The following is a 24,970-nucleotide window of genomic DNA, read 5'->3' as shown; positions in this document are numbered from 1 at the left end:
CCAACCCCACCGCAAGGCGCACTTGAGAAACAATATCGTTTATCATTGTTGCAAGTTTTTGCAATGCGACAGTGAGGAACCCTGCGAATGACGTTTCGAAATACCCTGCGCCGAGGCTTGACCATTACTCTCCTCGGCCTGGCGCTCGCCACTCCCCTCACCCAGGCTGCCGATGCGGTTTCCCTGACTCTCTACAATGGCCAGCACAAGGAAGTCGGCGACGCGATCGCCAAAGCCTTCGAAGCCAAGACCGGCATTCACGTCAACGTACGCAAAGGCAGCAGCAATCAGCTGGCCAGCCAGGTCATCGAAGAAGGCGATCGCTCTCCCGCCGACGTGATCTACACCGAAGAGTCGCCACCGCTGAACAATCTCGGCGAACTGGGCCTGCTGGCCAAGACCGATGACGCGACGCTGGCCGTTCTGCCGGAAAAATATGTCGCCGGTAACGGCACCTGGATCGGTGTGACAGCGCGGGTTCGCGTGGTCGCCTACAACCCGAAACTGGTCAATGAAAAAGACCTGCCGAAATCGGTGATGGAGTTCTCCGATCCGCAATGGCAAGGCAAAGTCGGTTTCGTACCAACCAGCGGCGCTTTCCAGGAACAAGCCGTCGCCATTATCAAGATGCACGGTCGCGATGCCGCCGAGGAATGGCTGACCGGCCTGCGCGCCTTCGGCAAGACCTACAGCAACAACATGGTCGCCCTTAAAGCTGTGGAAAACGGCGAAGTCGCTACCGTGCTGGTGAACAACTACTACTGGTTCGCACTGCAACGCGAGAAAGGCAAACTGGATTCGAAACTGCATTACTTCACCGGCGGCGACGTCGGCGGCTTGATCACCGTATCCAGCGCTGCCGTGCTGAAATCCAGCAAACATCCAAAAGAAGCCCAGCAATTCCTCGCCTACATGGCCAGCGAAGAAGGTCAGCGCGTGATCACTCAGACCACCGCCGAATACCCACTGCACAAAGGCATGGAGTCGGATCGCGGGCTCAAGCCGTTCAGCGAACTGGAAGCGCCGAACGTCACGCCAGCCGATCTGGGCAATGCCGAAGAAGCACTGGAACTGGAACGTGAAGTTGGCTTGAACTGATGGCCGCATCGTTATCCGCCCCCGCCGCGCGCGGGGGTTACGTACCAAAGCGCAAGCGACCATCGATCTGGCTGGTGCTGCCGGTATTGCTTTTGGTGGTGATGAGCCTGTTGCCGCTGGCCTACGTCGGACTGAAAGCCTGGCAGGCCGGTTGGGCCGAAGCGCTGCACTTGTTGTGGCGCCCGTATGTGTTCGGCCTGCTGCGCAACACCTTGGCGTTGATGGTCGGCGTGACCCTTACGTGTGGCGTGATCGGTCTGTCGCTGGCCTGGCTGCTGGAGCGGAGCAATTTGCCGGGACGACGTCTGTGGGGCGTGATTCTGTGCCTGCCGTTCGCGGTGCCGGCGTTTGTCAGCAGCTTCACCTGGGTTTCTTTGAGCGCGCAGTTCGAAGGCCTAGGCGGGGCGATTCTGGTGATGAGCCTGTCGAAATATCCGTTGATCTTCCTGCCTGTGGCGGCAACCCTGCGCAATCTTGATCCGTCCCTTGAAGAATCCGCCCGCACCCTCGGGCAGAATCGCTGGGGCGTGTTTTTTCGGGTTACGCTGCCGCTGCTCTGGCCATCACTGCTGGCCGGTTCGCTGTTGATTGCTTTGCACATGCTGGTGGAATTCGGCGCACTGTCGATCATCGGCCTGCAAACCTTCACCACAGCGATCTATCAGCAATTCGAACTGGAATTCAGCAACGCCAACGCGGCGATGCTTTCGGCCGTTTTGCTGGCGTTGTGTCTGGTGTTGTTGTGGCTGGAATTACACGTGCGCGGCAAGGGTCGACATGTGCGCACAGGTCAAGGCGCAGCGCGTCAGGCCGAGCAAGTTCGACTGGGGCCATGGGCCACGGCCGGTCAGTTGTATTGCCTGATGCTGGCGATTGTCGGCAGCGGGATTCCGCTGGGGATGTTGGCGTATTGGCTGGCTGTCGGTTCATCGGCAGCATTCCCGGTCGCAGCAATCACTGAAGCGCTGCTTTCTTCCTTGGCACTTTCTCTTGGCGGTGCGGCGCTGTGCCTGGTGCTGGCCGTGCCGGTCGGCTTGCTGGTGGTGCGCTACAAAGGCCAACTGGCGATTTGGGCCGAGCGCTTGCCGTATCTGCTGCATGCACTGCCAGGATTGGTGATTGCGTTGACGCTGGTGTATTTCGCCCTGCACTACGTGCCGGCGCTGTACCAGACGTCGGGGTTGCTGCTGATCGCTTATGCGCTGCTGTTTCTGCCACTGGCGCAGGCGCCGATCCGCACGGCTCTGAACAAAGCTGCGCCACAGCTGGAAGAGGCTGCGCGCACGCTGGGCGCTTCGTCGTTCACGGCGTTTTGCCGGGTGACGCTGCCGATCATCTTCCCGGCATTGGGCGCGGCGTTTGCGCTGGTGTTTCTGGATGCGATGAAGGAGTTGACGGCGACGTTGCTATTGAGCCCGACCGGGCTTAATACGCTGGCGACCGAGGTGTGGGCGCATACGGCGAACGTCGAGTTTGCGGCGGCGGCACCTTATGCAGCGTTGTTGATTCTGGTTTCAGGGCTGCCTGTATATCTGCTGACGACGCGGATGTATCTGAGCCGCTGATACCGCTTTCGCGAGCAGACTCGCTCCCACAATGATTGTTGGCGAACACAAAATTTGTGTACACCCTCAAAGCTGTGGGAGCGAGCCTGCTCGCGAAGAGGACCGATCAGACAACATCAAGCCCTGAACTGCCCCAGGCTCGCCTTGAGTTGCGCAGCCAATCCATCCAGCACCTTACCACTGGCCGTGGTTTCCACCACCGCCTGCGCCGCTTTCTCGGCCTGGGCATGAATCGTCTCGACCCGCCCGCGCACCGCTTGTGCACCTTGCGCTTGATGGGCCGCAGCCTGCGTCGCCAGGCCAATCGCCGCATGCACCTGCTCGACCGACGTCTGCACCGATTGCTGCAACCGCGCACTGTCGCGCAACACCAGCAAACCTTCGCTGGCCTGGCGCCCGGCCTGACCGATCGCCTCGACAGCCTCACGTGCGCCCTGCTGTAGAGCGACGATGTGCGCCTGAATGTCGCCGGTAGAGCTTTGTGTCTTGCTCGCCAGTGCACGTACTTCGTCGGCCACCACGGCGAATCCACGCCCGGTCTCGCCGGCACGCGCTGCTTCAATGGCAGCGTTTAGCGCCAGCAGATTGGTTTGTTCGGCGATCCCGTGAATCACCGTCAACACCACTTCAATCTGTTCACTTTGCTGCGCCAGCCGCTCAATGACTTTCGCCCCGGTATCGACCTGCCCGGCCAACGCTTCGATCAGGCTGCCGACCTTGGCTGACGTGCGAGTGTTTTCGTCAGTGGCCTGACGGATATCCACCACCTGCTTCAACGCGGCTTGCATCGCGTGACTTTCCGACTGCGCCTCATCAGCCATTTGCGACAACGCGCGCAGACTTTCCGCCACTTCATCACGCTGCATGCCCGCCGCCGCATCGGCACCGGCATTGCGCAGGGTCATCGCGCCGATTTCTACGCCGGTACGCTGCGCGACATCGCCCGCCTCGCGCACGATCGGCTGCAACTTATCCACAAAGCGGTTGACCGCCGAAGCCATGTCGCCGATTTCGTCCTTGCTGTTGATCTGCACACGCTTGGTCAGATCGCCCTCGCCCGCCGCCAGGTCATCCATGGCTGCGTTGAGCATCTTCAGGCGATTGACCACACGATGACCAAGCACAACGGCGAGCAACAGCAGTACGCCGCAGCCGACCAGTGCCAGACCCAGGCCAATGCGCCAGCGCAAGGTAGCTGCCGCCTCCTGAACGGTATTGGCGGTATTGGATTTCATCTCGGTCGCGGTGGATTGCGCCGATTGCAGGCGCGACTGCATGGCTTTGGCACTGTCTGCGGCGGCGCCCTTGAGACTGTCGCCGACCAACTGATCACTGCTGGCGATCAACGCCGAGAAGCGCTTGTCCAGCGCCGCCAGATCGGTTTCCACCGAGGCCGTGGACACGCCCATCAGTACTTTGCCGATTTCCACGCCGTTGGGATTGATCGAGGCTTCGAGGTAGTAAACCGACGGATCGTTCTTGGCCGCATCCAGCACTTTATCCAGCGCACGCTCGCCCTGGCCTTTTTCCAGCAAGGCCTTGTTGATCGGGTTTTCGCGATTGAGATAGCGAGTCAGGTGCTGGCCGGTAGCGTCGTCGTAGACCACGAACAACACATTGGGATTGCGCTGGGCCCGGCGGGCGAACTCGGACAGGGTCGGCACGTCGCTGTCCCACATGGCGCGCGGCGCAACCGAGGCCAGCAACTGGGCCATGTCATTGGCCGAATCCTTCAGATCCTTTTCCAGCGTCGCACGCAACTGCGCCTGCTCGTCCTTCAAACGCGCTGACAAACCAGCAGTCAGGCGCTGACGGGTACTGGCAGACAAAGCATCAAGGCTCGACGTGACCTCACGCCCAGCCTGCTCCAGTTCGCCCGAGAGTTTCTGGCTGTCGGCGCCGAGGCGCACTGCCAGATCAGCTTCCAGCGCCGTGACGGTGCTCCGCGTCAGGGCAACGGCCACCAGCACCTGCACCAAAAGGGCGATACCAAGGGTAACGAACACGGGCCGCAACAAACGGCTTTGTAACAGTGAGAGAACGGCCGACACTGTGAATACCTCTACTTCTGACGCCATTAATTTGATGGCACTCTTGTAGACAGATTCACAGCAAAGGTCATGCCGTCCAACAGGCATAAACGACAAAGGCCCCGATTAAGGGGCCTTTGTGTTTTTACATCAACGACTTATCAAGCAAACGGATGACGCAGAACGATGGTTTCGTTGCGGTCCGGGCCCGTCGAAATAATGTCGATCGGCGCGCCGATCAACTCTTCAACGCGCTTGATGTAGGCACGAGCGTTAGCGGGCAGCTCTTCCAGGGTTTTTGCACCCACGGTCGATTCGGTCCAGCCCGGTACTTCTTCGTACACAGGCTGCAGGCCTACGTAGCTGTCAGCGTCGGTCGGAGCAACGGCGTTGCCTTCGGCATCTTTGTAGCCGACGCAGATGTTGATGGTTTCCAGGCCGTCGAGTACGTCCAGCTTGGTCAGGCAGATACCCGAGATGCTGTTCACATCGATAGCGCGACGCAGGATAACGGCGTCGAACCAGCCGCAACGACGGGCCCGGCCGGTGGTGGCGCCGAACTCGTGACCTTGCTTGGCAAGGTGCGCACCAACGTCGTCGAACAGCTCAGTCGGGAACGGGCCCGAACCGACGCGAGTGGTGTAAGCCTTGGTGATGCCCAGGATGTAATCGAGGAACATCGGGCCAACGCCCGAACCAGTCGCAACGCCACCGGCGGTGGTGTTGGAGCTGGTCACGTACGGGTAAGTACCGTGGTCGATGTCGAGCAACGAACCTTGGGCGCCTTCGAACATGATGTCTTTGCCGGCGCGACGCAGGTCGTGCAGCTCGGCAGTGACGTCGAGCATCAGCGGCTTCAGCAGCTCAGCGTATTCCTTGCACTCGGCCAGGGTTTTCTCGAACTCGATGGCCGGCTCTTTGTAGTAACCAACCAGCATGAAGTTGTGGTAATCCACCAGTTCACGCAGCTTGTCTTCGAAGCGCGGCATGTTCAGCAGGTCGCCAACACGCAGGCCACGACGAGCAACCTTGTCTTCGTAAGCCGGGCCGATGCCGCGACCGGTAGTACCGATCTTCAGCTCGCCACGGGCCTTTTCACGGGCCTGGTCCAGCGCCACGTGGAAAGACAGGATCAGCGGGCAGGACGGGCTGATACGCAGACGCTCGCGCACCGGTACGCCTTTTTCTTCCAGCTTGGTGATCTCGCGCAGCAGGGCGTCAGGTGCAACCACCACGCCGTTGCCGATCAGGCACTGCACGCCTTCGCGCAGCACGCCCGACGGAATCAGGTGCAAAACGGTTTTTTCGCCGTCGATCACCAGGGTGTGGCCAGCGTTGTGGCCACCTTGGTAGCGCACTACGGCGGCAGCATGTTCGGTCAGCAGATCAACGATCTTGCCTTTGCCCTCATCACCCCATTGGGTGCCCAGGACTACGACATTCTTACCCATAACACTTGTCCTCATTCGCGCAAACTTGGTGCCGGCGATGGCCGGCAGGAAAACTCAAGAAGCCAGTGGCGATACTTGCCATAGCCCGTTCTGCTGAATCAATTGCCGGTCGCAGTCCGCATCACGGGCGGCGGCCAAAGGTTGTCCAGGCAAAGCCTGAACGACACGCTGACCCTCACTGCGCAACTGGCAAACCTGCTGCCAGAGTGCCGCATCCGTACTGTCAGGCATCCAGATACCGCCAGACGGTAGCTCGATCTCAGCACGCCCCAGGGTCACCAGGGTTTTCAAATCGGTGGAGAAGCCCGTTGCCGGACGCGCGCGACCAAAATCGGCGCCGATGTCGTCGTAGCGACCGCCCTGAGCGATGGACTGGCCAACGCCCGGCACGAACACCGCGAACACCACACCGGTGTGGTAGTGGTAGCCGCGCAGCTCACCCAGGTCGAAGTACAGCGGCAGCTCCGGGAAGCGCGCCGACAGACGCTCGGCGATCGCCAGCAAGTCTTCCAGTGCCGCCAGAACCGGCGCCGGCGCATTGGCCAGACGCTCGCGAGCGGCGCTCAACACTTCACGGCCGCCGCACAGATCAACCAGCGCCCGCAGCATGCCGGACAGGTCGGCCGGCAAGCCTTCGGTCAAGGTAATGACCTCGTCGATGGCCTTGCGTTGCAACGCATCAAACAACTGCTGCTCGACTTCACCGGACAGACCGGCGGCACGCGCCAGACCACGGTAGATGCCGACATGACCAAGATCCATGTGCACATCCGGCACGTCGGCCAGTTGCAGCATGGCCAGCATCAGGCTGATCACTTCAACGTCGCTGCTCGGGCTGGCGTCGCCGTACAACTCGGCGCCCAACTGGATCGGGCTGCGCGAGGACGACAGTGCACGCGGCTGCGCATGCAGCACGCTGCCGGCGTAGCACAGACGGCTCGGGCCTTCGCGACGCAGGGTGTGCGCATCGATGCGCGCCACTTGCGGCGTGATGTCGGCACGGAAACCCATCTGCCGGCCCGATTGCGGGTCGATGACCTTGAAGGTACGCAGATCCAGGTCCTGGCCCGCGCCGGTCAGCAGGGATTCCAGGTACTCGATATGGGGAGTCACGACAAACTCGTAACCCCAGCTCTGGAACAGATCCAACACCTGACGACGCGCGACTTCAATGCGCGCCGCTTCCGGTGGCAGTACTTCTTCGATGCCATCTGGCAGCAGCCAGCGGTCTACCGTTGCCATTACGCCATTCCCCTTTGATCCGGGCGGCCAGCCTGCGGGCGAGCCTTGAGTGAAGCAGAAAATGATCGGTCCGTTCAAAACGCACGCGCATGAACGACGCGGCGAAAGGCCTGTTACCGGCTTCGCCCATCACTTTCCTCGAAATACTCTCGGGCCATTCAACCCGATGCCTGCAACAAAAAACAGCAATCAAACGTGCAGACGCAAAAAAGCCGGGAATTTCCCGGCTGCCGCATCATACACACGTTTTCCCAAAGGATCACCCCGCCCGAGGTATTAGCCGCCGGGCGGAATGATTCAGGTCAACGCCGTATCAAGGTTTGGCCTTTTCCAGGTAACGGAAAAAGTCGCTGCTCGGGTCGAGGACCAACACGTCGGATTTGTTCGCGAAGCTTTCACGGTAGGCACGCAGGCTACGGTAGAAACCGTAGAACTCCTGATCCTGGCCGTAGGCCTTGGAGTAGATCGCAGCCGCCTGGGCGTCGCCATCACCGCGAACCTCTTCAGATTCACGATAGGCTTCAGCCAGCAACACGCGGCGTTGACGATCGGCGTCGGCACGGATGCCTTCAGCCAGTTCGTTACCCTTGGCGCGGTGCTCGCGAGCTTCACGCTCACGCTCGGTGCTCATACGTTCGAACACGCTGCGGTTTACTTCTTTCGGCAGATCGATGGCTTTGACCCGGACATCGACAACTTCGATACCCAACTCTTTTTCCGCCATCTTGTTCAGCGATGCAGTGATGTCAGCCATCAGTGCGTCACGCTCACCCGACACTACTTCGTGCAGGGTGCGCTTGCCGAACTGGTCACGCAGACCGGATTCCAGACGACGGGACAGACGCTCGTCGGCGATCTGCTTGAGGCCGGAAGTCGCGGTGTAGAAGCGCTCGGCATCTTTCACGCGCCACTTGGCGTAGGCATCGACCATCACGGCTTTCTTTTCCAGGGTCAGGAAACGCTGTGTCGGTGCATCCAGCGTCATCAGACGTGCGTCGAATTTACGCACCTGGTTAACGTAAGGCACTTTCACATGCAGACCCGGCTGAACATCGGCCTGAACCACACGACCGAATTGCAGCAGCACCGCACGCTCGGTCTGAGCGACGATGTAGAAGCAGTTCCAGCCAACCAGCACGACAACGACGCCAACAATAAGGGCGATCAGCGATTTATTGCTCATCAGCGGGTCTCCCTTGTACGCGACTGCGGCAGGTCAGTGACATGCGGCGTGACGTCCGTGTTGTTGCTGGCGGCAGCCGAACCGGTGACCGGTGCATTGCTGCCCGAACTGTTCTGAATCATTTTGTCCAGCGGCAGGTAGAGCAGGTTGCTCTGGCCGTTCTTGTTGCCGGTCACGAGTACCTTGCTGGTGCTGCTGAAGACTTCCTGCATGGTGTCCAGGTACAGACGCTGGCGGGTAACCTCAGGTGCCTTGCGGTACTCGGCGACCAACTTGGTAAAGCGATCCGCTTCACCCTTGGCGCGCGATACCGTTTCGTCGCGGTAACCGTTGGCATCTTCAAGGATGCGCTGGGCCTGACCACGGGCTTCCGGCACAACGCCGTTGGCATAGGTTTCAGCCTGGTTGCGCGAACGCTGCTCGTCTTCACGGGCGCGGATCACGTCGTCAAAGGCTTCCTGCACTTCACGCGGTGCCGCTGCGCTCTGTACGTTGACCTGAGTGACGGTGATACCGGTGCGATAGGTATCGAGGAAGCGTTGCAGACGCTCCTTGATTTCGCTGGCCATCAACTCACGACCTTCGGTCAATACCTGGTCCATCGCGGTGGAACCCACCACGTGGCGCAGGGCACTGTCGGTCGCGTGCTGCAGACTGATTTCCGGTTGATCAACGTTCAGCACGAAATCCTGCAGGTTGCTGATCTTGTACTGCACGGTCAGCGGCACTTCGACGATGTTCTCGTCTTCAGTCAGCATCTGGCCCTGTTTGGTGTAGGCACGCTCACGCGTGACGTTCTCCATGTACTTCTTGTCGATCGGCGGGAAGTAGATGTTCAGGCCCGGGCCGACAGTCTCGTAGTACTTGCCGAAGCGCAGCACCACGGCTTGCTCCTGCTCGTCGACCACGTAAACCGCGCTGTACAGCCAGACAGCCGCCAGCACGACGAGGCCGATGCCGAGCAGACCGCCGAAGCCGCCACTGCTCTTGCCCGAACCACCGCCGTCATCACCACGTTTCTTACCACCACCGAACAACCCGTTCAGGCTTTCCTGCAGCTTTCGGAAGGCCTCGTCGAGATCCGGTGGCCCCTTGCGGTCGCCGTTATTGCGGCGTTTGCCACCCCAAGGATCCTGATTATTCGAGTTGCCACCCGGCTCATTCCAAGCCATAGCGCTCTCCATCTGATAAAGCAAAGACGCACCCACGGCGCGCCGACCAATGCTACAGAATGCCTGCCGTTGCGGCACAACCGCTTTTTCAGGCTTTTATTGCAAAGTGTGTTGCTCGATGAATTCCATCGGCTGCAATCCTTCGCGGCTTACCAGTCGATTCAACTCGACACGGGGCAAACGAACGGCCAGCAGACTGATGCCTTCTTCGTCATGCTCTTCTTTCTGCACCGCACCGAGTTCGAAAAACTGCGCACGCAGTCGCGCGAATCGTTGCGGCAAGCGCAGGGTACCGACAAACAAATCACTGCCGAGTAATTCGGCAATGGCTTGTTCAAGCAATTCCAGACCACTGCCATCACGCGCCGAAAGCCAGACCCGCTGGGGCTTGCCGTTTTCGTCGCGCTGGATTTGTGGCTCAACGCCTTCAAGCAAATCGAGTTTGTTATAGACCTCGAGGATCGGCAAGTCCTGGGCACCAATCTCGCCCAGCACTACCATCACCTGCTCGATCTGCAACATGCGATCCGGTTCGGCCGCATCGATCACGTGCAACAGTAGATCGGAATTGCTCGACTCTTCGAGGGTAGACCGAAATGCTTCGACCAGCTTGTGCGGCAAGTGACGAATGAAGCCCACCGTGTCCGCCAGAACGATCGGCCCCAGGTCGTCAATATCGAGACGGCGCAGGGTCGGATCCAGCGTGGCGAACAATTGGTCAGCCGCGTAGACATCGGATTTCGTCACGTTGTTGAAGAGTGTGGATTTGCCGGCGTTGGTGTATCCCACCAGAGAAACGGTAGGAATGTCCGCACGGGAGCGACCACGTCGCGATTGCTCGCGCTGGCTGCGCACCTTCTCCAGACGACCCTTGATCTGCCGCAGACGGACCCGCAGCAAACGACGGTCGGTTTCGAGCTGGGTTTCACCCGGACCGCGCATGCCGATGCCACCACCCTGACGCTCAAGGTGAGTCCAGCCGCGAACCAGCCGCGTGCTCATGTGGTCAAGCTGGGCCAGTTCGACCTGGAGCTTGCCTTCATGGGTACGGGCGCGTTGGGCGAAAATATCGAGAATCAGGCCGGTACGGTCGATCACGCGACACTCGAAAACACGTTCGAGGTTACGTTCCTGACTGGGCGTGAGGATGTGATTGAAAATCACCAGATCGGCTTCTTCAGCTTTGACCAGGTCGCGCAGTTCCTCGACCTTGCCGCTGCCGATCAGGTATTTGGCGGTTGGCCGATGACGCGGCACGTTAAAAAACGCAACGGTCTCGGCGCCGGCCGAATTAGCCAATTCCTGAAACTCCTGCGGATCTTCGCGCGCCTCAGGGTCCTGTCCATCCAAGTGAACGAGGATCACTCGCTCACCACCACCGTGGCGCTCAAAGAACAAAGGAGACTCCTATCAGGCGTTACCTGGCTCAGCGTCACCTGCTTCGGATTCGGTTGCGCTAGGCAGACGAATTGGACGAACCGGCACTACTGTCGAGATAGCGTGTTTGTAAACCATCTGGCTCACGGTGTTTTTCAGCAGGATCACGAACTGGTCGAACGACTCGATCGTGCCTTGCAGTTTGATACCGTTGACCAGGTAGATGGAAACCCCAACTTTCTCTTTACGTAAAGTATTCAAGTAAGGGTCTTGTAGCGAATGCCCTTTTGACATGTGCCGCACTCCTTTAAGGATTCAATAATAAAAAATAGGTAATTCAGATGGCTTTGGCCGTCACACCCCCAAGGATAGACGGCAATTGCAAGGACTCAGCTCAATATGGAGATGGTCCCAAGGTATTTCAAGGCGCGTGGCAGATTGTCGCAATCAAGACTGTCCAGCCAGTGTATATCTTCCCAGCTGCGCAGCCAGGTGAACTGGCGTTTGGCCAATTGGCGCGTGGCGATGATGCCGCGCTCCTGCATTTCGGCCAACGTCAGCTTGCCATCCAGGTAGTCCCAGACTTGGCGGTAGCCTACCGCACGTATAGACGGCAACCCCGAATGAAGGTCACTTCTTTTACGCAGGGCTACGACCTCGTCGATGAACCCCTGTTCCAACATATTTGTGAATCTTTGTTTAATGCGCTCGTGCAATACCTGACGATTTGCCGGGGCAATGGCCAAGTTCGCGACAGTATAGGGCAATTGTTGCAGTCCCGAAGCGGCTGCTTCAGTACTTTGCGCAGATTGTTGCTGGCGCAGTTCGGTCATGCTCTGACCACTGACCCGATAAACTTCCAGCGCGCGACTCAGGCGCTGCGGATCGTTCGGATGAATCCGCGCCGCTGACACCGGGTCGATGATTGCCAGTTGGTCGTGCAAGGCTTGCCAGCCAAGGCGTGCAGCCTCTTCTTCGATCTGCGCGCGGACTTCGGGGTCGGCGGCTGGCATGTCCGCCAGGCCTTCGACCAAAGCCTTGTAATAGAGCATCGTGCCGCCGACCAGCAGCGGAATTTTTCCGCGCGCGGTGATCTCGGCCATGGCTTGCAGGGCATCGCGACGGAAATCTGCAGCCGAATAAGCTTCAGCCGGATCGAGAATATCGATCAAACGGTGCGGATATTCGGCCAGCAGTTCTTTCGAAGGCTTGGCAGTGCCGATGTCCATGCCGCGATAGACCAGTGCCGAATCGACACTGATCAGCTCGCACGGCAGCACCTTGGTCAGTTCGATGGCCAGGTCGGTCTTGCCCGCAGCGGTCGGGCCCATCAGGAAAATCGCTGGAGGGAGCTGACTCATCAACGACCGCGCAGGAAAAGTTTGTCGAGATCGTCCAGGCCCAGTTGGGTCCAGGTCGGTCGGCCATGGTTACATTGACCGCTGCGCTCGGTGTTTTCCATGTCACGCAGCAGGCCGTTCATTTCCGGCAGGGCCAGGCGCCGGTTGGCGCGAATCGCGCCGTGGCAGGCCATGGTGCCGAGCAATTCGTTGAGGTGCGCCTGAATCCGGTCGCTGGTGCCGTACTCCATCAGGTCCGACAGCACGTCGCCGACCAGACGGTTCGCTTCGGCCTGCTTCAACAACGCCGGAATTTGACGAATCGCCAGGGTTTCCGGGCCCAGACGCTGCAATTCGAAGCCCAGACGCTGGAACCATGCCGCGTGCTCTTCAGCACAATCGGCTTCGCGCTGACTGACCGCCAGCGACTCCGGTACCAGCAACGGCTGACCACTGAGACCTTCGCTGGCCATGGCGATTTTCAGGCGCTCATACATGATCCGCTCGTGGGCGGCATGCATATCGACCAGCACCAGACCTTGAGCATTCTCCGACAGGATGTAGATGCCCTTGAGCTGCGCCAGCGCGTAACCGAGTGGCGGAATGTCTTCCTGACCGGCCGGCAATGCGTTGGCATTGGCCTCAGGCAGCGGCGCGAAGAACTCACGATACGCGGCTTGCGCCTCGGCGGCCGGCGGCATGCCTGACTGCGGGCGCGGCGTGTACTGATACTGGTAAGCGCCGCCGGCACTGGCGCCGGACGAGGTATTGAACGCCGGTTGCGCCTGCGGTTGCTCCAGCAGCGCATTGGCCGCCAGACGCATCTCGCCCTGTGGGCCGAACTCACCGGCATCAAGCCCGGTTGGGCGGACGATGGCTGTGGTCACCGAACCGGCAAGCTGATCTTCCGGACGCACATCGCCCAACGCGCGGTGCAAGGTGCCGTAAAGGAAGTCATGCACCATGCGCCCGTCACGAAAGCGCACTTCGTGTTTGGTCGGGTGCACGTTGACGTCGACTGCCGCCGGATCAACCTCGAAAAACAGCGCGAAGGTCGGGTGGCGACCATTGAACAACACGTCGCGATAAGCCTGACGCACCGCGTGGGCCACCAGTTTGTCGCGCACCGCCCGGCCATTCACGAAGAAATACTGCAAATCCGCCTGACTGCGATTGAAGGTCGGCAGACCGACCCAACCCCACAGGTGCAAGCCGTTGCGCTCGATCTCGATCGGCAACGCCTGTTCGAGGAAACCCGAGCCGCAGATTGCTGCCACACGCCGCGCGCGGGCCGCATCATCGTGGGCCTCGTGCAGGCTGAGGATGGTTTTGCCGTTGTGGCGCAGATGGAATGCGACGTCGAAACGCGCCAGCGCCAGCCGTTTGATCACTTCTTGCAGGTGATCGAATTCGGTTTTTTCGGTTTTGAGGAATTTGCGTCGCGCGGGGGTGTTGAAGAACAGGTCACGGACTTCCACCGAGGTGCCGACCGGATGCGCTGCCGGTTGAACCCGAGGCGCCATGTCACGGCCTTCGGTTTCCACCTGCCAGGCTTGATCGGCATCGCGAGTACGCGAGGTCAGGGTCAGGCGCGCCACGGAGCTGATCGACGCCAGTGCCTCGCCACGGAACCCAAGGCTCATCACCTGCTCAAGGTCTTCCAGATTGCGAATCTTGCTGGTGGCGTGACGGGCCAGAGCCAACGGCAGGTCGTCGGCGGAGATACCGCTACCATCGTCGCGTACGCGCAGCAGCTTGACGCCACCCTGCTCGACGTCGACATCAATGCGTTTGGCGCCGGAATCGAGGCTGTTTTCCAACAGCTCCTTGATCACCGAAGCCGGGCGTTCAACCACCTCACCGGCGGCAATCTGGTTCGCCAGCCGAGGGCTGAGCAGTTCGATGCGCGCGGCAGCGTTCAGCATTTCGTTCATTCTTTGGACGCCAGTTCGGTGCCAGGAATGGTCAGGTGCTGACCGACTTTCAACTCATCGCTTTTCAGATTATTCGCGCTGCGCAGCGTTGCCGGCGACACCTGATAGCGCACACCGATCATCGCCAGCGTTTCGCCCGGACCAACACGGTGATCACGCGGGCCTTGAGCGATCTTGCCGGAATCACGCAGCCAGGCAATGTAGGTGCCCGGTGGCGGGTTCTGCTGGAAGAACTGACGAACGCCGCTGCTGATCGAACGCGCCAGCGCTTGCTGGTGGCTTGAGGCGGAGAGCTTGTTTGCTTCGTTAGCGTTGGAGATGAAGCCGGTTTCGACCAGGATCGACGGGATGTCCGGCGACTTCAGCACCATGAACCCGGCCTGTTCCACGCGCTGTTTGTGCAGCGGCGTGACGCGGCCGATGTTGGTCAGGACCTTCTGACCGACGTTGAGGCTGGAGGTCAGCGAGGCCGTCATCGACAGATCGAGCAGTACGCCTGCAAGCATGCGGTCCTTGTCGTCGAGGCTGACATTGCCGGCACCACCGATCAAGTCAGAACGGTTTTCGCTGTCGGCCAGCCAACGCGCGGTCTCTGACGTCGCGCCGCGATCGGACAGGGCAAACACCGAGGCACCGAAAGCGGCGGCAGATGGCGCGGCGTCGGCGTGAATCGAGACGAACAGGTCGGCGCCCTTCTTGCGGGCGATTTCGGTACGGCCGCGCAGCGGGATGAAATAGTCGCCGGTACGGGTCAGTTCGGCGCGGAAACCTTTCATGCCGTTGACCTGACGCTGCAGTTCGCGGGCAATCTGCAGTACCACATCTTTCTCACGCTGGCCGCGCGAGCCGGACGCGCCAGGGTCTTCGCCACCGTGGCCGGCGTCGATCACGACAATAATGTCGCGCTTGCCGGCCGGTGCCGGCGGCAATTTGATCGCAGGTTCGGTCGGGGTTACCGGCACCGCGGGCACGGTCGCGACCTGCGGGGTTGGCGCAGGCGGCGGTGCGGCATCGGCCGGATTATCGAACAGGTCGACCACCAGACGATTGCCGTACTGCGCGTTCGGCGCCAGCGAGAAACTTTTCGGGGTGACGGCTTTCTTCAGGTCGATGACCACGCGCAGATCAGTCGGCGTACGTTGGGCCGAACGCATCGCAGTGATCGGCGTGTTCGCGGTCTGCACATTCAGCGGCGCACCGAGGGTGGCGCCGTTGATGTCGATCACCAGCCGGTCCGGTGAGGTCAGGGTGAAGACGCTGTGCTGCACCGGGCCACTCAGGTCGAAGACCAGTCGCGTGTTGTCCGGCGCCCGCCACAGGCGCACGCTGTTGACCTTTGAATCGGCCACAGCGTTGACGGTTACTGCCATCAACAACAGTCCAGCGGCAGCCACCAACGCGCGAAAGCGCATACCTAACCCCATCATCTAATTGGATTCCAATGCCAAAGCGGCACACCAGGCCTCGCCACGCGAGCCCTGGGATAAAATTTTCAGCGAACGCCCGCTGTCTTGCGGGCTAATGGTAATGGTCAGGTCAGGCTTTGGCAAAAAGCCTGCACCTTTATCGGGCCACTCGATCAGGCACAGGGCATCGTCTTCGAAGTAGTCGCGGATGCCGAGAAACTCCAGCTCTTCCGGATCGACCAGTCGATACAGGTCGAAGTGGAAGGCACGGATGTCACCGATTTCGTAAGGTTCGACCAAGGTGAAGGTCGGACTTTTTACCGCGCCGACATGGCCCAAGCCGCGAATGATGCCCCGCGACAGGGTGGTTTTTCCCATCCCCAGGTTGCCTTCGAGAAAAATCAGGCCATGGCCTTGGGTCACGCGGGCGATCCGTGCGCCAAAGTCGCTCATGGCCTGTTCATCGGCCAGGTACAGGGTTACTTCAGACACGGTACTTGCTCCTCCAACAACTGACGAATGGCTGGGATCAGATCACTGGCCGCCAGCCCACGGCCGAATTTCCCTTGTTGCATCCCCGCATTGGCGTGCAGCCAGACCGCCAGACAGGCAGCATCGAAGCCGTCCATGCCTTGAGCCAGCAGCGCACCGGTCAAACCAGCCAGCACATCGCCAAGTCCAGCGGTAGCCATGGCCGGATGCCCCTGATGACACAGCGCCAGACGCCCATCGGGATGCGCAATCAGGCTGCCAGCGCCTTTCAACACGACCACCGCTGTATGTTTTTTGCTCAACGCCAGCGCCGCCGCTGGACGATCTGCCTGCACTTCGGCGGTACTGATCCCCAGCAAACGCGCGGCTTCGCCCGGGTGCGGGGTGATCACGCAATCTTTGGGCAACTCAACGAAACCGCTCGCCAGCAGGTTCAATGCGTCGGCGTCCCATACTTGTGGCAGTGCTGCGTTGGCGGCCGCCGACAACAGTGCGCGGCCCCAACTGGCCTGCCCAAGTCCCGGGCCGACCACCAGCACAGAAACTTTCTCCAGCAAACCCATCAACTGATTGGCAGAAGACGCGCCGAGCGCCATGGCCTCCGGCACGCGAGTCAGCGCCGCCGGTACATGTTCGGGGCGAGTCGCCAGCGAAACCATGCCCGCGCCGCTGCGCAGTGCCGTTTCGGTGCTGAGCAGAATCGCTCCGCCAAAACCGTGATCGCCACCGATCAGCAGCACATGGCCAAAACGGCCCTTGTGCGAAGTCGGTGCACGCGCCGCCAATCGTGGAAGATTAGCGGTGTTGAGCCGTTGGGCGATAACAGGAATGTCACGATAAATGTCGGCGCTGGCCTGCAGATCATTAAACAGCAACGAGCCGATGTGATCCGCCGCGTCTCCGGTGAACAGGCCGAGTTTCAGACCGATAAAGGTCACGGTCAGATCGGCTCGCACGGCGACACCCAGCACATGTCCGGTATCGGCACACAACCCGGAAGGGATATCGACGGCTGTCACCGGCAGACCGCTGGCGTTGATTGCCTTGATCGCCGAGACATAAGGCTCGCGCACATCCCCGCTCAGACCCGTGCCGAGCAAGGCATCGAGAATGACCCCGCGCAGTTCACTTTGAACCTGCCAGCCCTGCACCGCGACGCCTTCGGACAGAGCCTCGGCATGGGCTTGCGCGGCATCGCCCTGCAAGCGCTGCGGATCGCCGACCGCCAACACCCGCACCTGCCACCCGGCTCGCTGCGCCATCGCCGCGACCAGATAACCATCACCGGCATTGTTGCCGTGCCCGGCCAGCACCGTCAGTTCAGTTGCCGACGGCCATTGCCGCACCAGCGCGCGCCACGTCGCATGAGCCGCGCGCAGCATCAATTCGAAGCCCGGCGTACCGGCGGCAATCAGCCGTGCATCGAGTTCGCGCACCTGTGCAGCGCCATACAGCGCGTCGGGTAATTGATCTTTCGTGTGCGGCATGCGTCTTCGGGCTCCGATGTCTGGCAGAATTATACGCACCTCAGCTCCGGTTTCTCTCGCCTCATGTCCGCCATCACCACAGACCTGCCCGCCCTCGCCCAATCAATCAAGGATTGGGGCCGCGAGCTGGGCTTTCAGCAAGTCGGCATCAGCGGGCTGGATCTGGCCGAGCATGAGCAGCACCTCGCGCGCTGGCTCGAGGCCGGCTACCACGGTGAAATGGATTACATGGGCGCCCATGGCAGCAAACGTTCGCACCCGGAGGAGCTGGTGCCGGGTACTTTGCGTGTGGTGTCGCTGCGAATGGACTACCTGCCCGGCGACACACAAATGGCGCAAATGCTCGCGCAACCGGAAAAAGCTTACGTGTCGCGTTATGCCTTGGGCCGCGATTACCACAAATTGATCCGTAAACGTGTGCAGCAATTGGCCGACAAGATTCAGGCGCAGATCGGCCCGTTCGGTTTCCGTGCGTTTGTCGACAGCGCTCCGGTGCTGGAAAAAGCCATCGCCGAACAGGCCGGGCTGGGCTGGATCGGCAAGAACACCTTGGTACTGAATCGCAAGGCCGGCAGCTATTTCTTCTTGAGCGAACTGTTCGTCGACCTGCCGTTGCCGGTGGATGAACCGCACAGCAGCGAACACTGCGGCCGCTGCACTGCGTGCCTCGATATCTGCCCGACCAATGCCTTCGTCGGCCCGTATGTGCTGGACGCGCGACGTTGCATTTCCTATCTGACCATCGAGCTGAAAACCGCAATACCTGAGGATCTGCGTCCGCTGATCGGCAATCGCGTGTTCGGCTGTGATGACTGCCAGATCGTCTGCCCGTGGAATCGTTTCGCCAAGCCCTCCGGGGAAAGCGATTTCAAGCCACGGCACAACCTCGACAACGCCGAACTGGCCGAGCTGTTTTTGTGGGACGAAGAGAAGTTTTTGAGCAGTACCGAAGGCTCGCCATTGCGGCGGGCGGGGTATGAGCGCTGGTTGCGGAATCTGGCGGTGGGGCTGGGCAATGCGCCTTCAACGATTCCGGTGCTGGAAGCGTTGAAGGCGCGACGGGATTATCCGTCAGAGTTGGTCAGGGAGCATGTGGAGTGGGCACTGGAACGGCACTCCAGACCTTCAAACCCATAAAGGGCAAGCAAAGTACTCAGGCTGCTCACACGCGCGTTGTATCCATACTTCTGGCCGATCTGATTATTGCGTTGGTCTGCCCGTCGGACCAATGGCCGCCCGCCTGGATAACTTTGCAGACTCTCTGTTTAGTGTCCTCCAGAAGGTAAATACGCTCCCCACGTCCTCCATGGCTCGAAAAAAAGACATGCGATACTGTTTTTCCATCGCCCACGCTTCCGAATTCCTCGTACTTCATGGCGAGTTCCACCGCTGCTTGTCTGGGGGACTTATTGCTTTCCACGCCTTTGTAGAAATCTTCAGCCATTTCCTGCCTGGCTTTAGTCGAGATCAAGTTTTCCTTGGCTTTCTGCAATTGCCAAGGCTCTTGCGCTACTTTCTCAACGGGAGCATTGGCTTTTTTGGCCGCAGCCTTGGCGCCTTTTCCACCCTTCTTCAAATATTGTCCTGCTTTGCCTGCCCCCTTGCCACTGAGTCCCTCGCTAAAGGCTGAAGCCATTTTCCTGCCGGTATTCACGGCAGCTTTTGCACCCGCCGCCAAACCTGCACCGAGCGAAGCCAGCCCAAGACCGAAACTGATCCAGCCCAGTATCTCGCCTGCTTGAGAACCCGGTGCCAACTCATTGACCACCTCACTGGCAATACCCGCCAAGCCTGAAGTCACTGCCAGTCCCAACGCCGCCGCTGCCCATGGCGTCGCCGCGCCCATCGTCAGCACGCTGGCAACAACCCCGAGGATACTCAGGCCGATGCCGAGGATCGATTGCCAGGAGATATGCCCGGTCGGGTCGACACGATTGACCGGGTCGCCCAAGCAATAACTGTAGGCGTTCAACCCGCCTGCGCCGAACGGACTCATGCTGTCGGGGGCGAGAAAACGCATCAGTGTCGGACTATAGGCTCTGTAACCGTTACCCAGCAGATACAGCCCGGTAACCGGATCCAGCTGCTCGCCGTTGAACCCCGCCAGACTGAACAAACCACCTTCAGCCGGCCGATGCCCGTAAGGGCTGTAGGCGCAATCGGTGAGCTGTTCCTTGCCCAGCGTTGCCAGCACACTTTGCTGCTGATCGGTTCCAAACAGTTGCGCGCCAGCGTTCAAACCGAGCTGCTGTTGCCCCACAAGCGCGCCACCGTGACGCACAACACTGGATGAATTTTCACCACTCACCTCGTTGGCGACCCGGCCTGCGTAGTAGTAACGCTGCGCAGTTACCTTATCGGGTTGCGATAGCTCAACCAGATCGTCGAAACCGTCGTAGTGGTAGCCACGAATGATTGATCCCCCTTTGCTGGACAACTGTTCAAGACGTCCGAACGCGTCATAGGCCAGAGTTCGCGCCTGGTCGTCCTTGATCATCCTGCCGTTGGCGTCGTACTCCAGCGTCACCGCCGGTGGATAGTCGACATGGGAATGCTTGACTGCACTGAGCTGTACAGGATCAGGATTGGCATAACTGAAGGTGGTCATATTCAAGCCCAGCGGGAACTTCGTCTGCACGGTAAGCATGTTATCCAGCGCATCGAAGGTGAAAATCTGCTGAATTATTTCCTTGCCATACGGATCGCGTGGCTTTTGAGTGCCGGCACAGTCGTATTGGATCAGACGCCCGCGCACATCGTAGGCAAATTGCTCATCGCGCAATACTTGCGTGCCACGCCTGGACACTTTCTGCGCCAGTTTGCCAGCAAGCGTGTAAGTCGATTCCAGCGTCTGGTCGGGCTGGCCCTGAATCTCGAATGTACGGCAGGTTTCACGACCGATATCGTCATAGGCAAACCGGGTGATCATCTGCCGCTTGATCGACGTTTCTTCGGTTTTCGTCCAGCCCAGCATCCCCGTCTGGATGTCATAGTGGAATTCGGTTTTCAACGTCCCCTGCGACGTGGATAGCAGGCGGCCGTGCTTATCGTATGCGGATCTGCTTTCGGCTCCGAGTACATCGACATGGGTGATCGGTCGCCCCTGCAGGGACCAGGTACTGGACGTTGCTTTCGTGATAGCGCCGAAGGTCGTCGTTTCGGACTTGATGCGTCCGGAAGGGTAATAGGTAAAACTGCGCGTCCTATCGTGTTCGGTACAGGTCAAGGGATTGCCACTGACCGGGTCGTAAGTCATGGCCGTGAGCAATGCACCTGCCTTGCGCTCGGTCAGTAACCCGCCCAGAGCGCGCAAATAAGTGAATTCGGTTTTTTTGCCATCAGCACTCTTGTACCACTGCGGCGGAGTGAAGCCGTCTTCATAACCAGCCTCGGATTTTCGTCCGCCCACGGTACTTTGTATCAAACGACCCAAACCATCATAAGTTTGCTGCCCCAACACTTTGTCACCGACCTTGATACCGATCGATAGCCCTTCATCGCTATGTTCGGCGTAGTCGGTGACTACCGCACTGGTGTCAGGCAGGACAGTGCGAATTATCCGGTCAAAGACGTCGTACTCATATCGAGTGGTATTGCCGACCGGATCTGTCTTGCCGGTTGTGCGCCCGAACCCGTCATAGCTGTAAACGGTTTTGCCCAGACTCTTGCTCTTCAGATTGAAGCTCTCGACGCTGACCGGTTTACCGAATTCATTGACGAGGGTAAGTGTCTTGCCCATCCCCTGGAACCAATGGGTTTGCTGGCGAAGGACCGGATCCGCCTCGCTGTGTTCTATACGCCCATCGGCATGCAGCGTTGTGCTGACCTGGCCCCAGGAATCGAATTCGTAGCGGTTGCTGACCGGATAAGGCTGGCCATCACACCAATCAGTCAGCGTCACTTTCACCTTATGACCGACCGAATCATGCAGGGCAGAATAAATCTCGCGAGTCGGGATGAGCCCGTCCTTGTCGGGATGGTCGCAGTCCTTTTCCTGAACGGTGAGCACCCGCTCCAGGCCGTCATAGGTCATTCTTTGCTCGCCCCCGGCGGGGTCGGTGGTCACCATTGTCGCCGGCTGCTGTCTGCTGGCGGCCAGGTAGGCCCACTGGGTAGCAGCCGCATAAGGGGTGCCGGAAGCAACCGTTTTGCACACCACCCGGCCGATCGCATCGTATTCATACTGGATGCGCTCACCATCAACACCGACTTCCGACACCTGTAATCCGGTTAGCGTCGAAAGCACTTTCTCACTGGTCTGTAGCGCGCCGTCAAATCCGCGAGTGCTGGACTTGATCCGCAACCTGTCACCCTCAAGCTCGTAGGAAAATGCGGTAGCGGTTTTTTTATCATTCAGGGTGATACTTTGCTGTGCCGTGGCCCCGTGCTTGAGGGGGTCCTTGGGCGTATTCAGGTAGCTGCGTTCGGTTTTCGACCGTAACACCTCAACACGTTTCACAACTTCAACAAGTTCAACAACTTCCACAAGCTCTATAACTTCGTAAAAACACTCCTCGACCGGTAACACGGATGCCAGTTCCGCACCGTCCAACGCAGTGTGCAGGGCATAGTTGTAGTAAGTAACAGTCGAAGCATTCCCCAACGCGGCAGCGGTGACCGTCCTCTTTCTCGGGAACCTGGAGAAACCCAGCGGATCCTCCGGGCACTTTTCTCCACCACTTGTCGGATAAAATTCCGTCAAGGTCGTCACCCCACTTGGCTCAACGTGCTTGAGCAAATTGCCTTCGCCATCGAACTCGGTGACGGTGGTTTCCACACGTTCCTGTTGGGTGCGCCGATCAAGGTAAGTCACCGTCTGGACTTTCGGCAGGCGGAACTGAGCCACCTGCTCATTGAATGGCTTTGTGACGGAACCGTGATATTCGGTGGCGGCGGTGATCTGGGCGTCGCCACAGGTTGTAACCTCAGCCACCAACAGATGGAACTTGTTGTAGGTGCGCTTGATACGCGTATGTACTTTGCCGCTGACTATCAACTGCTCGTCCGAGGTGTAGACATAGTGGTTGGGCGCGAGATAGAGGGGATCAAGGTCATTGTCCTTGGCCGGGGTGAGGCTCTGCCCAAGGAAGTTATGGTCGGAGTACCTGTATACCTTGCAGAGTCGGGGCTGGCCGCGCCCCGGGTAGATATCGTGAGCGATCACGAACGGCAGTGTCCGTTCCACGCCATTCAAGAAGCTATGCCCTTGCCGCTTGTAGCGAATGATTTCTACACCGCGCAATGGATTAACAACGCGGTGCAAATAGCTGGCCTCATCGATGACTTCATATTCCAGATCCCAACCTTTACCGACCGGAAGCTCGATTGCCGTTACCCGAGCGTTTTTCAGGATCAATTTGTAATCGGAGCTGGTCGAGGTATCGGGATGCCGGGTCAATGTCACCTGACCGCTGTTGCGCGTAATCTTCAACAGGGACCGCTTGCCATCACGGACTTCGCTCAACCTGGGAAACTGGTTAAACAACTCGTGCTTCAGCGAGATACTTACGCCGTTCGCCGCGACTATTTTTTCCACTACAGCGACCTGAGTGCCGGTCAGGACTTTGAGCAGTTCACGCCGACCATCCTTGTACCGAACTTCATAGCGCTCTTTCCCGGTCACCAATACCCTCGCGGTCTGCAGTTTCATTTCCTTGAACTTCAGACCGGTAGACGTCTCGACAGCCCTGTAACGCTCACCGTTGGACAACGTCATGACTTTGCTGCGCAAGTCGTAGTTCGTCATGGGCAAAGACCAGCCAACGCCGAAACCGATATCTGCCTGATTGAGCGGATTAAAACCCAGTGAAAGCGCTAGCTCTGGGCCATTGAGATCCGCCGAGTGCAACTTGCCCAAAGAAAAGGCGCAGTTGTACATACCCGTGCGAGGATCAACACCTCCGGAAACAAATTCACCGAAGTTGAAAGCATTTGAATGAACCACGGAAGATGAATTACTTCCCATTGAAAAACGTCCTTTTATTTCCAGATTTAGATATTGGAGGATCAAGTTGACCAGCGAGAACTCGCCGACCACAAAACAAAATCAGACAAGCTGTTTCATTGATCGCCTCGACTCACCCAAAATAAAAGTCCGCTGTTCCTTATCACCATCGATGCACAGCCGGTGCTCAGAACCAAATTCATCGATCACTGCAAACTCAAATGCGCTTTCACTTTCCCTCGCCACTTGCAAGTCAGCGGAAATATATTGAACAAGCGTCAACTGCCCCAGCACTTCGTTAATCGGCACGGTGGTGTAACCCAAGGGGCTGCGAAAGGTTGCCTTTAGACCATATATCGGCGCCATGTAACCGTAAAAACACCTGCGACCATCCTGTGTCCCGGGAATATTTCCGGACACATAGACCTGCACCGCATCTTCTGGATCATGAGGATCGAGTTTCACCTCACTGCTGTACCAGTCCAGCAGGTGAACCTGTCGGCCATCTGCGTGCAGGCCAATATGATAGTGCTGAATCCAGTCATATTGGACCCTCTGTTGTTTCTTATCATATTTGTTAAACGAAAAGCTGCTCAGCGGATACTGTTTCGGCGGAATCGCCTCCAGCGTAACACTGCTGTCAAAGCCAACTCCGTTACTTCGCAACACCACGTTGTCCATTTCAATTTCGGCGGCTACTTCCATGATTCCTGGCCTGGTGGCTGAAACCCAAAGCTGAAAAATTTGCACCGGATCAGAATCGTCGCTTATCCGATTGTCCATGGCACGTGGAACTTCTTCGACCCGCGGTGCACCACCCGACATTTCATGAGCATAACGATTTTCCTGCAGCGATACGCTCCAGTCTCCCTCCAGAGGCCGCGCGCCGTTATAGGCGATTAACCGCAGTGATTTCAGTGCGGGATGCCCATACAGTGAGGCGCCGTCGCCATTGTTATCGATCCCGTGCAGAAGCACCAACACTCGCACCTGCATGCGCCCGTTGGCATAAAGCACTTTGTGCTGGCCAGACCTTGTGGAGTCGAGTTTTACCTCGATACGGGAGATACCAACTTGATCATCAAACATTTAACAATACCTTGCTGATTAATAGATTTCGCCCTCTGAGGACTCAGCAAACTATTGACGATCGATTTAAATAAGAACAGCCGCGACATTAGACAAATTGTGAGGAGGCAACATCTAATCATCTCCGCCAACAACTCACACAAATATTAATAAGTTCGAA

Annotated in this window: 17 protein-coding genes; 3 read left to right on the top strand and 14 right to left on the bottom strand. The window is 58.8% G+C overall.

Annotated elements, in window-relative coordinates; genetic code table 11:
- The first annotated feature begins 87 nt into the window (after window positions 1–87).
- A complete protein-coding gene (locus U6037_RS02615; protein ID WP_322845706.1) occupies window positions 88–1,098 on the top strand; it encodes an extracellular solute-binding protein in 1,011 nt (336 codons plus the stop codon).
- Complete coding sequence (locus U6037_RS02610) at window positions 1,098–2,663, top strand: iron ABC transporter permease (protein ID WP_322845705.1); 1,566 nt, start codon at window positions 1,098–1,100, stop codon at window positions 2,661–2,663. The genes U6037_RS02615 and U6037_RS02610 overlap by 1 nt, the downstream gene beginning before the upstream one ends.
- A gap of 116 nt (window positions 2,664–2,779) precedes the next feature.
- Here the strand turns inward: U6037_RS02610 and U6037_RS02605 are convergent, their stop codons facing one another.
- The 12 genes from U6037_RS02605 to U6037_RS02550 all read right to left on the bottom strand — a co-directional run bounded on the left by U6037_RS02605 (window position 2,780) and on the right by U6037_RS02550 (window position 17,777).
- Window positions 2,780–4,714: a methyl-accepting chemotaxis protein gene (locus U6037_RS02605; RefSeq protein WP_242208808.1), complete on the bottom strand. Its 1,935-nt coding sequence runs from the start codon at window positions 4,712–4,714 to the stop codon at window positions 2,780–2,782.
- A gap of 140 nt (window positions 4,715–4,854) precedes the next feature.
- Window positions 4,855–6,144 (bottom strand): adenylosuccinate synthase, encoded by a 1,290-nt coding sequence (locus U6037_RS02600; RefSeq protein ID WP_007915835.1) that lies wholly within the window; start codon window positions 6,142–6,144, stop codon window positions 4,855–4,857.
- A gap of 54 nt (window positions 6,145–6,198) precedes the next feature.
- A complete protein-coding gene (locus U6037_RS02595; RefSeq protein ID WP_007915833.1) occupies window positions 6,199–7,386 on the bottom strand; it encodes an ATP phosphoribosyltransferase regulatory subunit in 1,188 nt (395 codons plus the stop codon).
- A gap of 313 nt (window positions 7,387–7,699) precedes the next feature.
- On the bottom strand, window positions 7,700–8,569 hold the full coding sequence (gene hflC, locus U6037_RS02590) for a protease modulator HflC (RefSeq protein ID WP_242208810.1): 870 nt from the start codon (window positions 8,567–8,569) through the stop codon (window positions 7,700–7,702).
- A complete protein-coding gene (gene hflK / locus U6037_RS02585; protein WP_277760362.1) occupies window positions 8,569–9,741 on the bottom strand; it encodes an FtsH protease activity modulator HflK in 1,173 nt (390 codons plus the stop codon). Before hflK ends, hflC begins: the two co-directional genes overlap by 1 nt.
- A 96-nt stretch (window positions 9,742–9,837) precedes the next feature.
- Window positions 9,838–11,139, bottom strand: a complete 1,302-nt coding sequence (gene hflX, locus U6037_RS02580) for a ribosome rescue GTPase HflX (protein WP_053116772.1) — start codon at window positions 11,137–11,139, stop codon at window positions 9,838–9,840.
- Window positions 11,140–11,151: 12 nt separating this feature from the next.
- On the bottom strand, window positions 11,152–11,412 hold the full coding sequence (hfq, locus tag U6037_RS02575) for an RNA chaperone Hfq (RefSeq protein WP_007902656.1): 261 nt from the start codon (window positions 11,410–11,412) through the stop codon (window positions 11,152–11,154).
- Between the two features lie 95 nt (window positions 11,413–11,507).
- Entirely contained in the window at window positions 11,508–12,479 is a 972-nt protein-coding gene (gene miaA, locus U6037_RS02570) for a tRNA (adenosine(37)-N6)-dimethylallyltransferase MiaA (RefSeq protein WP_322845704.1), read from the bottom strand.
- Window positions 12,479–14,380, bottom strand: a complete 1,902-nt coding sequence (gene mutL / locus U6037_RS02565; RefSeq protein WP_322847276.1) for a DNA mismatch repair endonuclease MutL — start codon at window positions 14,378–14,380, stop codon at window positions 12,479–12,481. The genes miaA and mutL overlap by 1 nt, the downstream gene beginning before the upstream one ends.
- Window positions 14,381–14,388: 8 nt before the next feature.
- Window positions 14,389–15,762: an N-acetylmuramoyl-L-alanine amidase gene (locus U6037_RS02560; protein ID WP_371850959.1), complete on the bottom strand. Its 1,374-nt coding sequence runs from the start codon at window positions 15,760–15,762 to the stop codon at window positions 14,389–14,391.
- A gap of 57 nt (window positions 15,763–15,819) precedes the next feature.
- On the bottom strand, window positions 15,820–16,290 hold the full coding sequence (tsaE, locus tag U6037_RS02555) for a tRNA (adenosine(37)-N6)-threonylcarbamoyltransferase complex ATPase subunit type 1 TsaE (protein WP_016985707.1): 471 nt from the start codon (window positions 16,288–16,290) through the stop codon (window positions 15,820–15,822).
- Window positions 16,278–17,777, bottom strand: a complete 1,500-nt coding sequence (locus U6037_RS02550; protein WP_322845703.1) for an NAD(P)H-hydrate dehydratase — start codon at window positions 17,775–17,777, stop codon at window positions 16,278–16,280. The genes tsaE and U6037_RS02550 overlap by 13 nt, the downstream gene beginning before the upstream one ends.
- 63 nt (window positions 17,778–17,840) lie before the next feature.
- Between U6037_RS02550 and queG the strand changes: the two genes are divergently transcribed.
- A complete protein-coding gene (gene queG, locus U6037_RS02545) occupies window positions 17,841–18,914 on the top strand; it encodes a tRNA epoxyqueuosine(34) reductase QueG (RefSeq protein ID WP_322845702.1) in 1,074 nt (357 codons plus the stop codon).
- Between the two features lie 25 nt (window positions 18,915–18,939).
- On the opposite strand, the gene U6037_RS02540 is transcribed toward queG, so the two are convergent.
- Both U6037_RS02540 and U6037_RS02535 read right to left on the bottom strand, forming a co-directional pair.
- Entirely contained in the window at window positions 18,940–23,814 is a 4,875-nt protein-coding gene (locus U6037_RS02540) for an RHS repeat-associated core domain-containing protein (protein WP_322845701.1), read from the bottom strand.
- Between the two features lie 9 nt (window positions 23,815–23,823).
- The gene (locus tag U6037_RS02535; protein WP_322845700.1) at window positions 23,824–24,810 is read right to left on the bottom strand and encodes a hypothetical protein; all 987 of its coding nucleotides are present in this window, start codon (window positions 24,808–24,810) and stop codon (window positions 23,824–23,826) included.
- Window positions 24,811–24,970: the final 160 nt, after the last annotated feature.

Origin of the sequence: Pseudomonas sp. B33.4 (genome assembly GCF_034555375.1) — a bacterium.
Classification (GTDB): domain Bacteria; phylum Pseudomonadota; class Gammaproteobacteria; order Pseudomonadales; family Pseudomonadaceae; genus Aquipseudomonas.
Note: the sequence above shows the minus strand (reverse complement) of the source record. Positions and strands in the feature narration are given on the sequence as shown.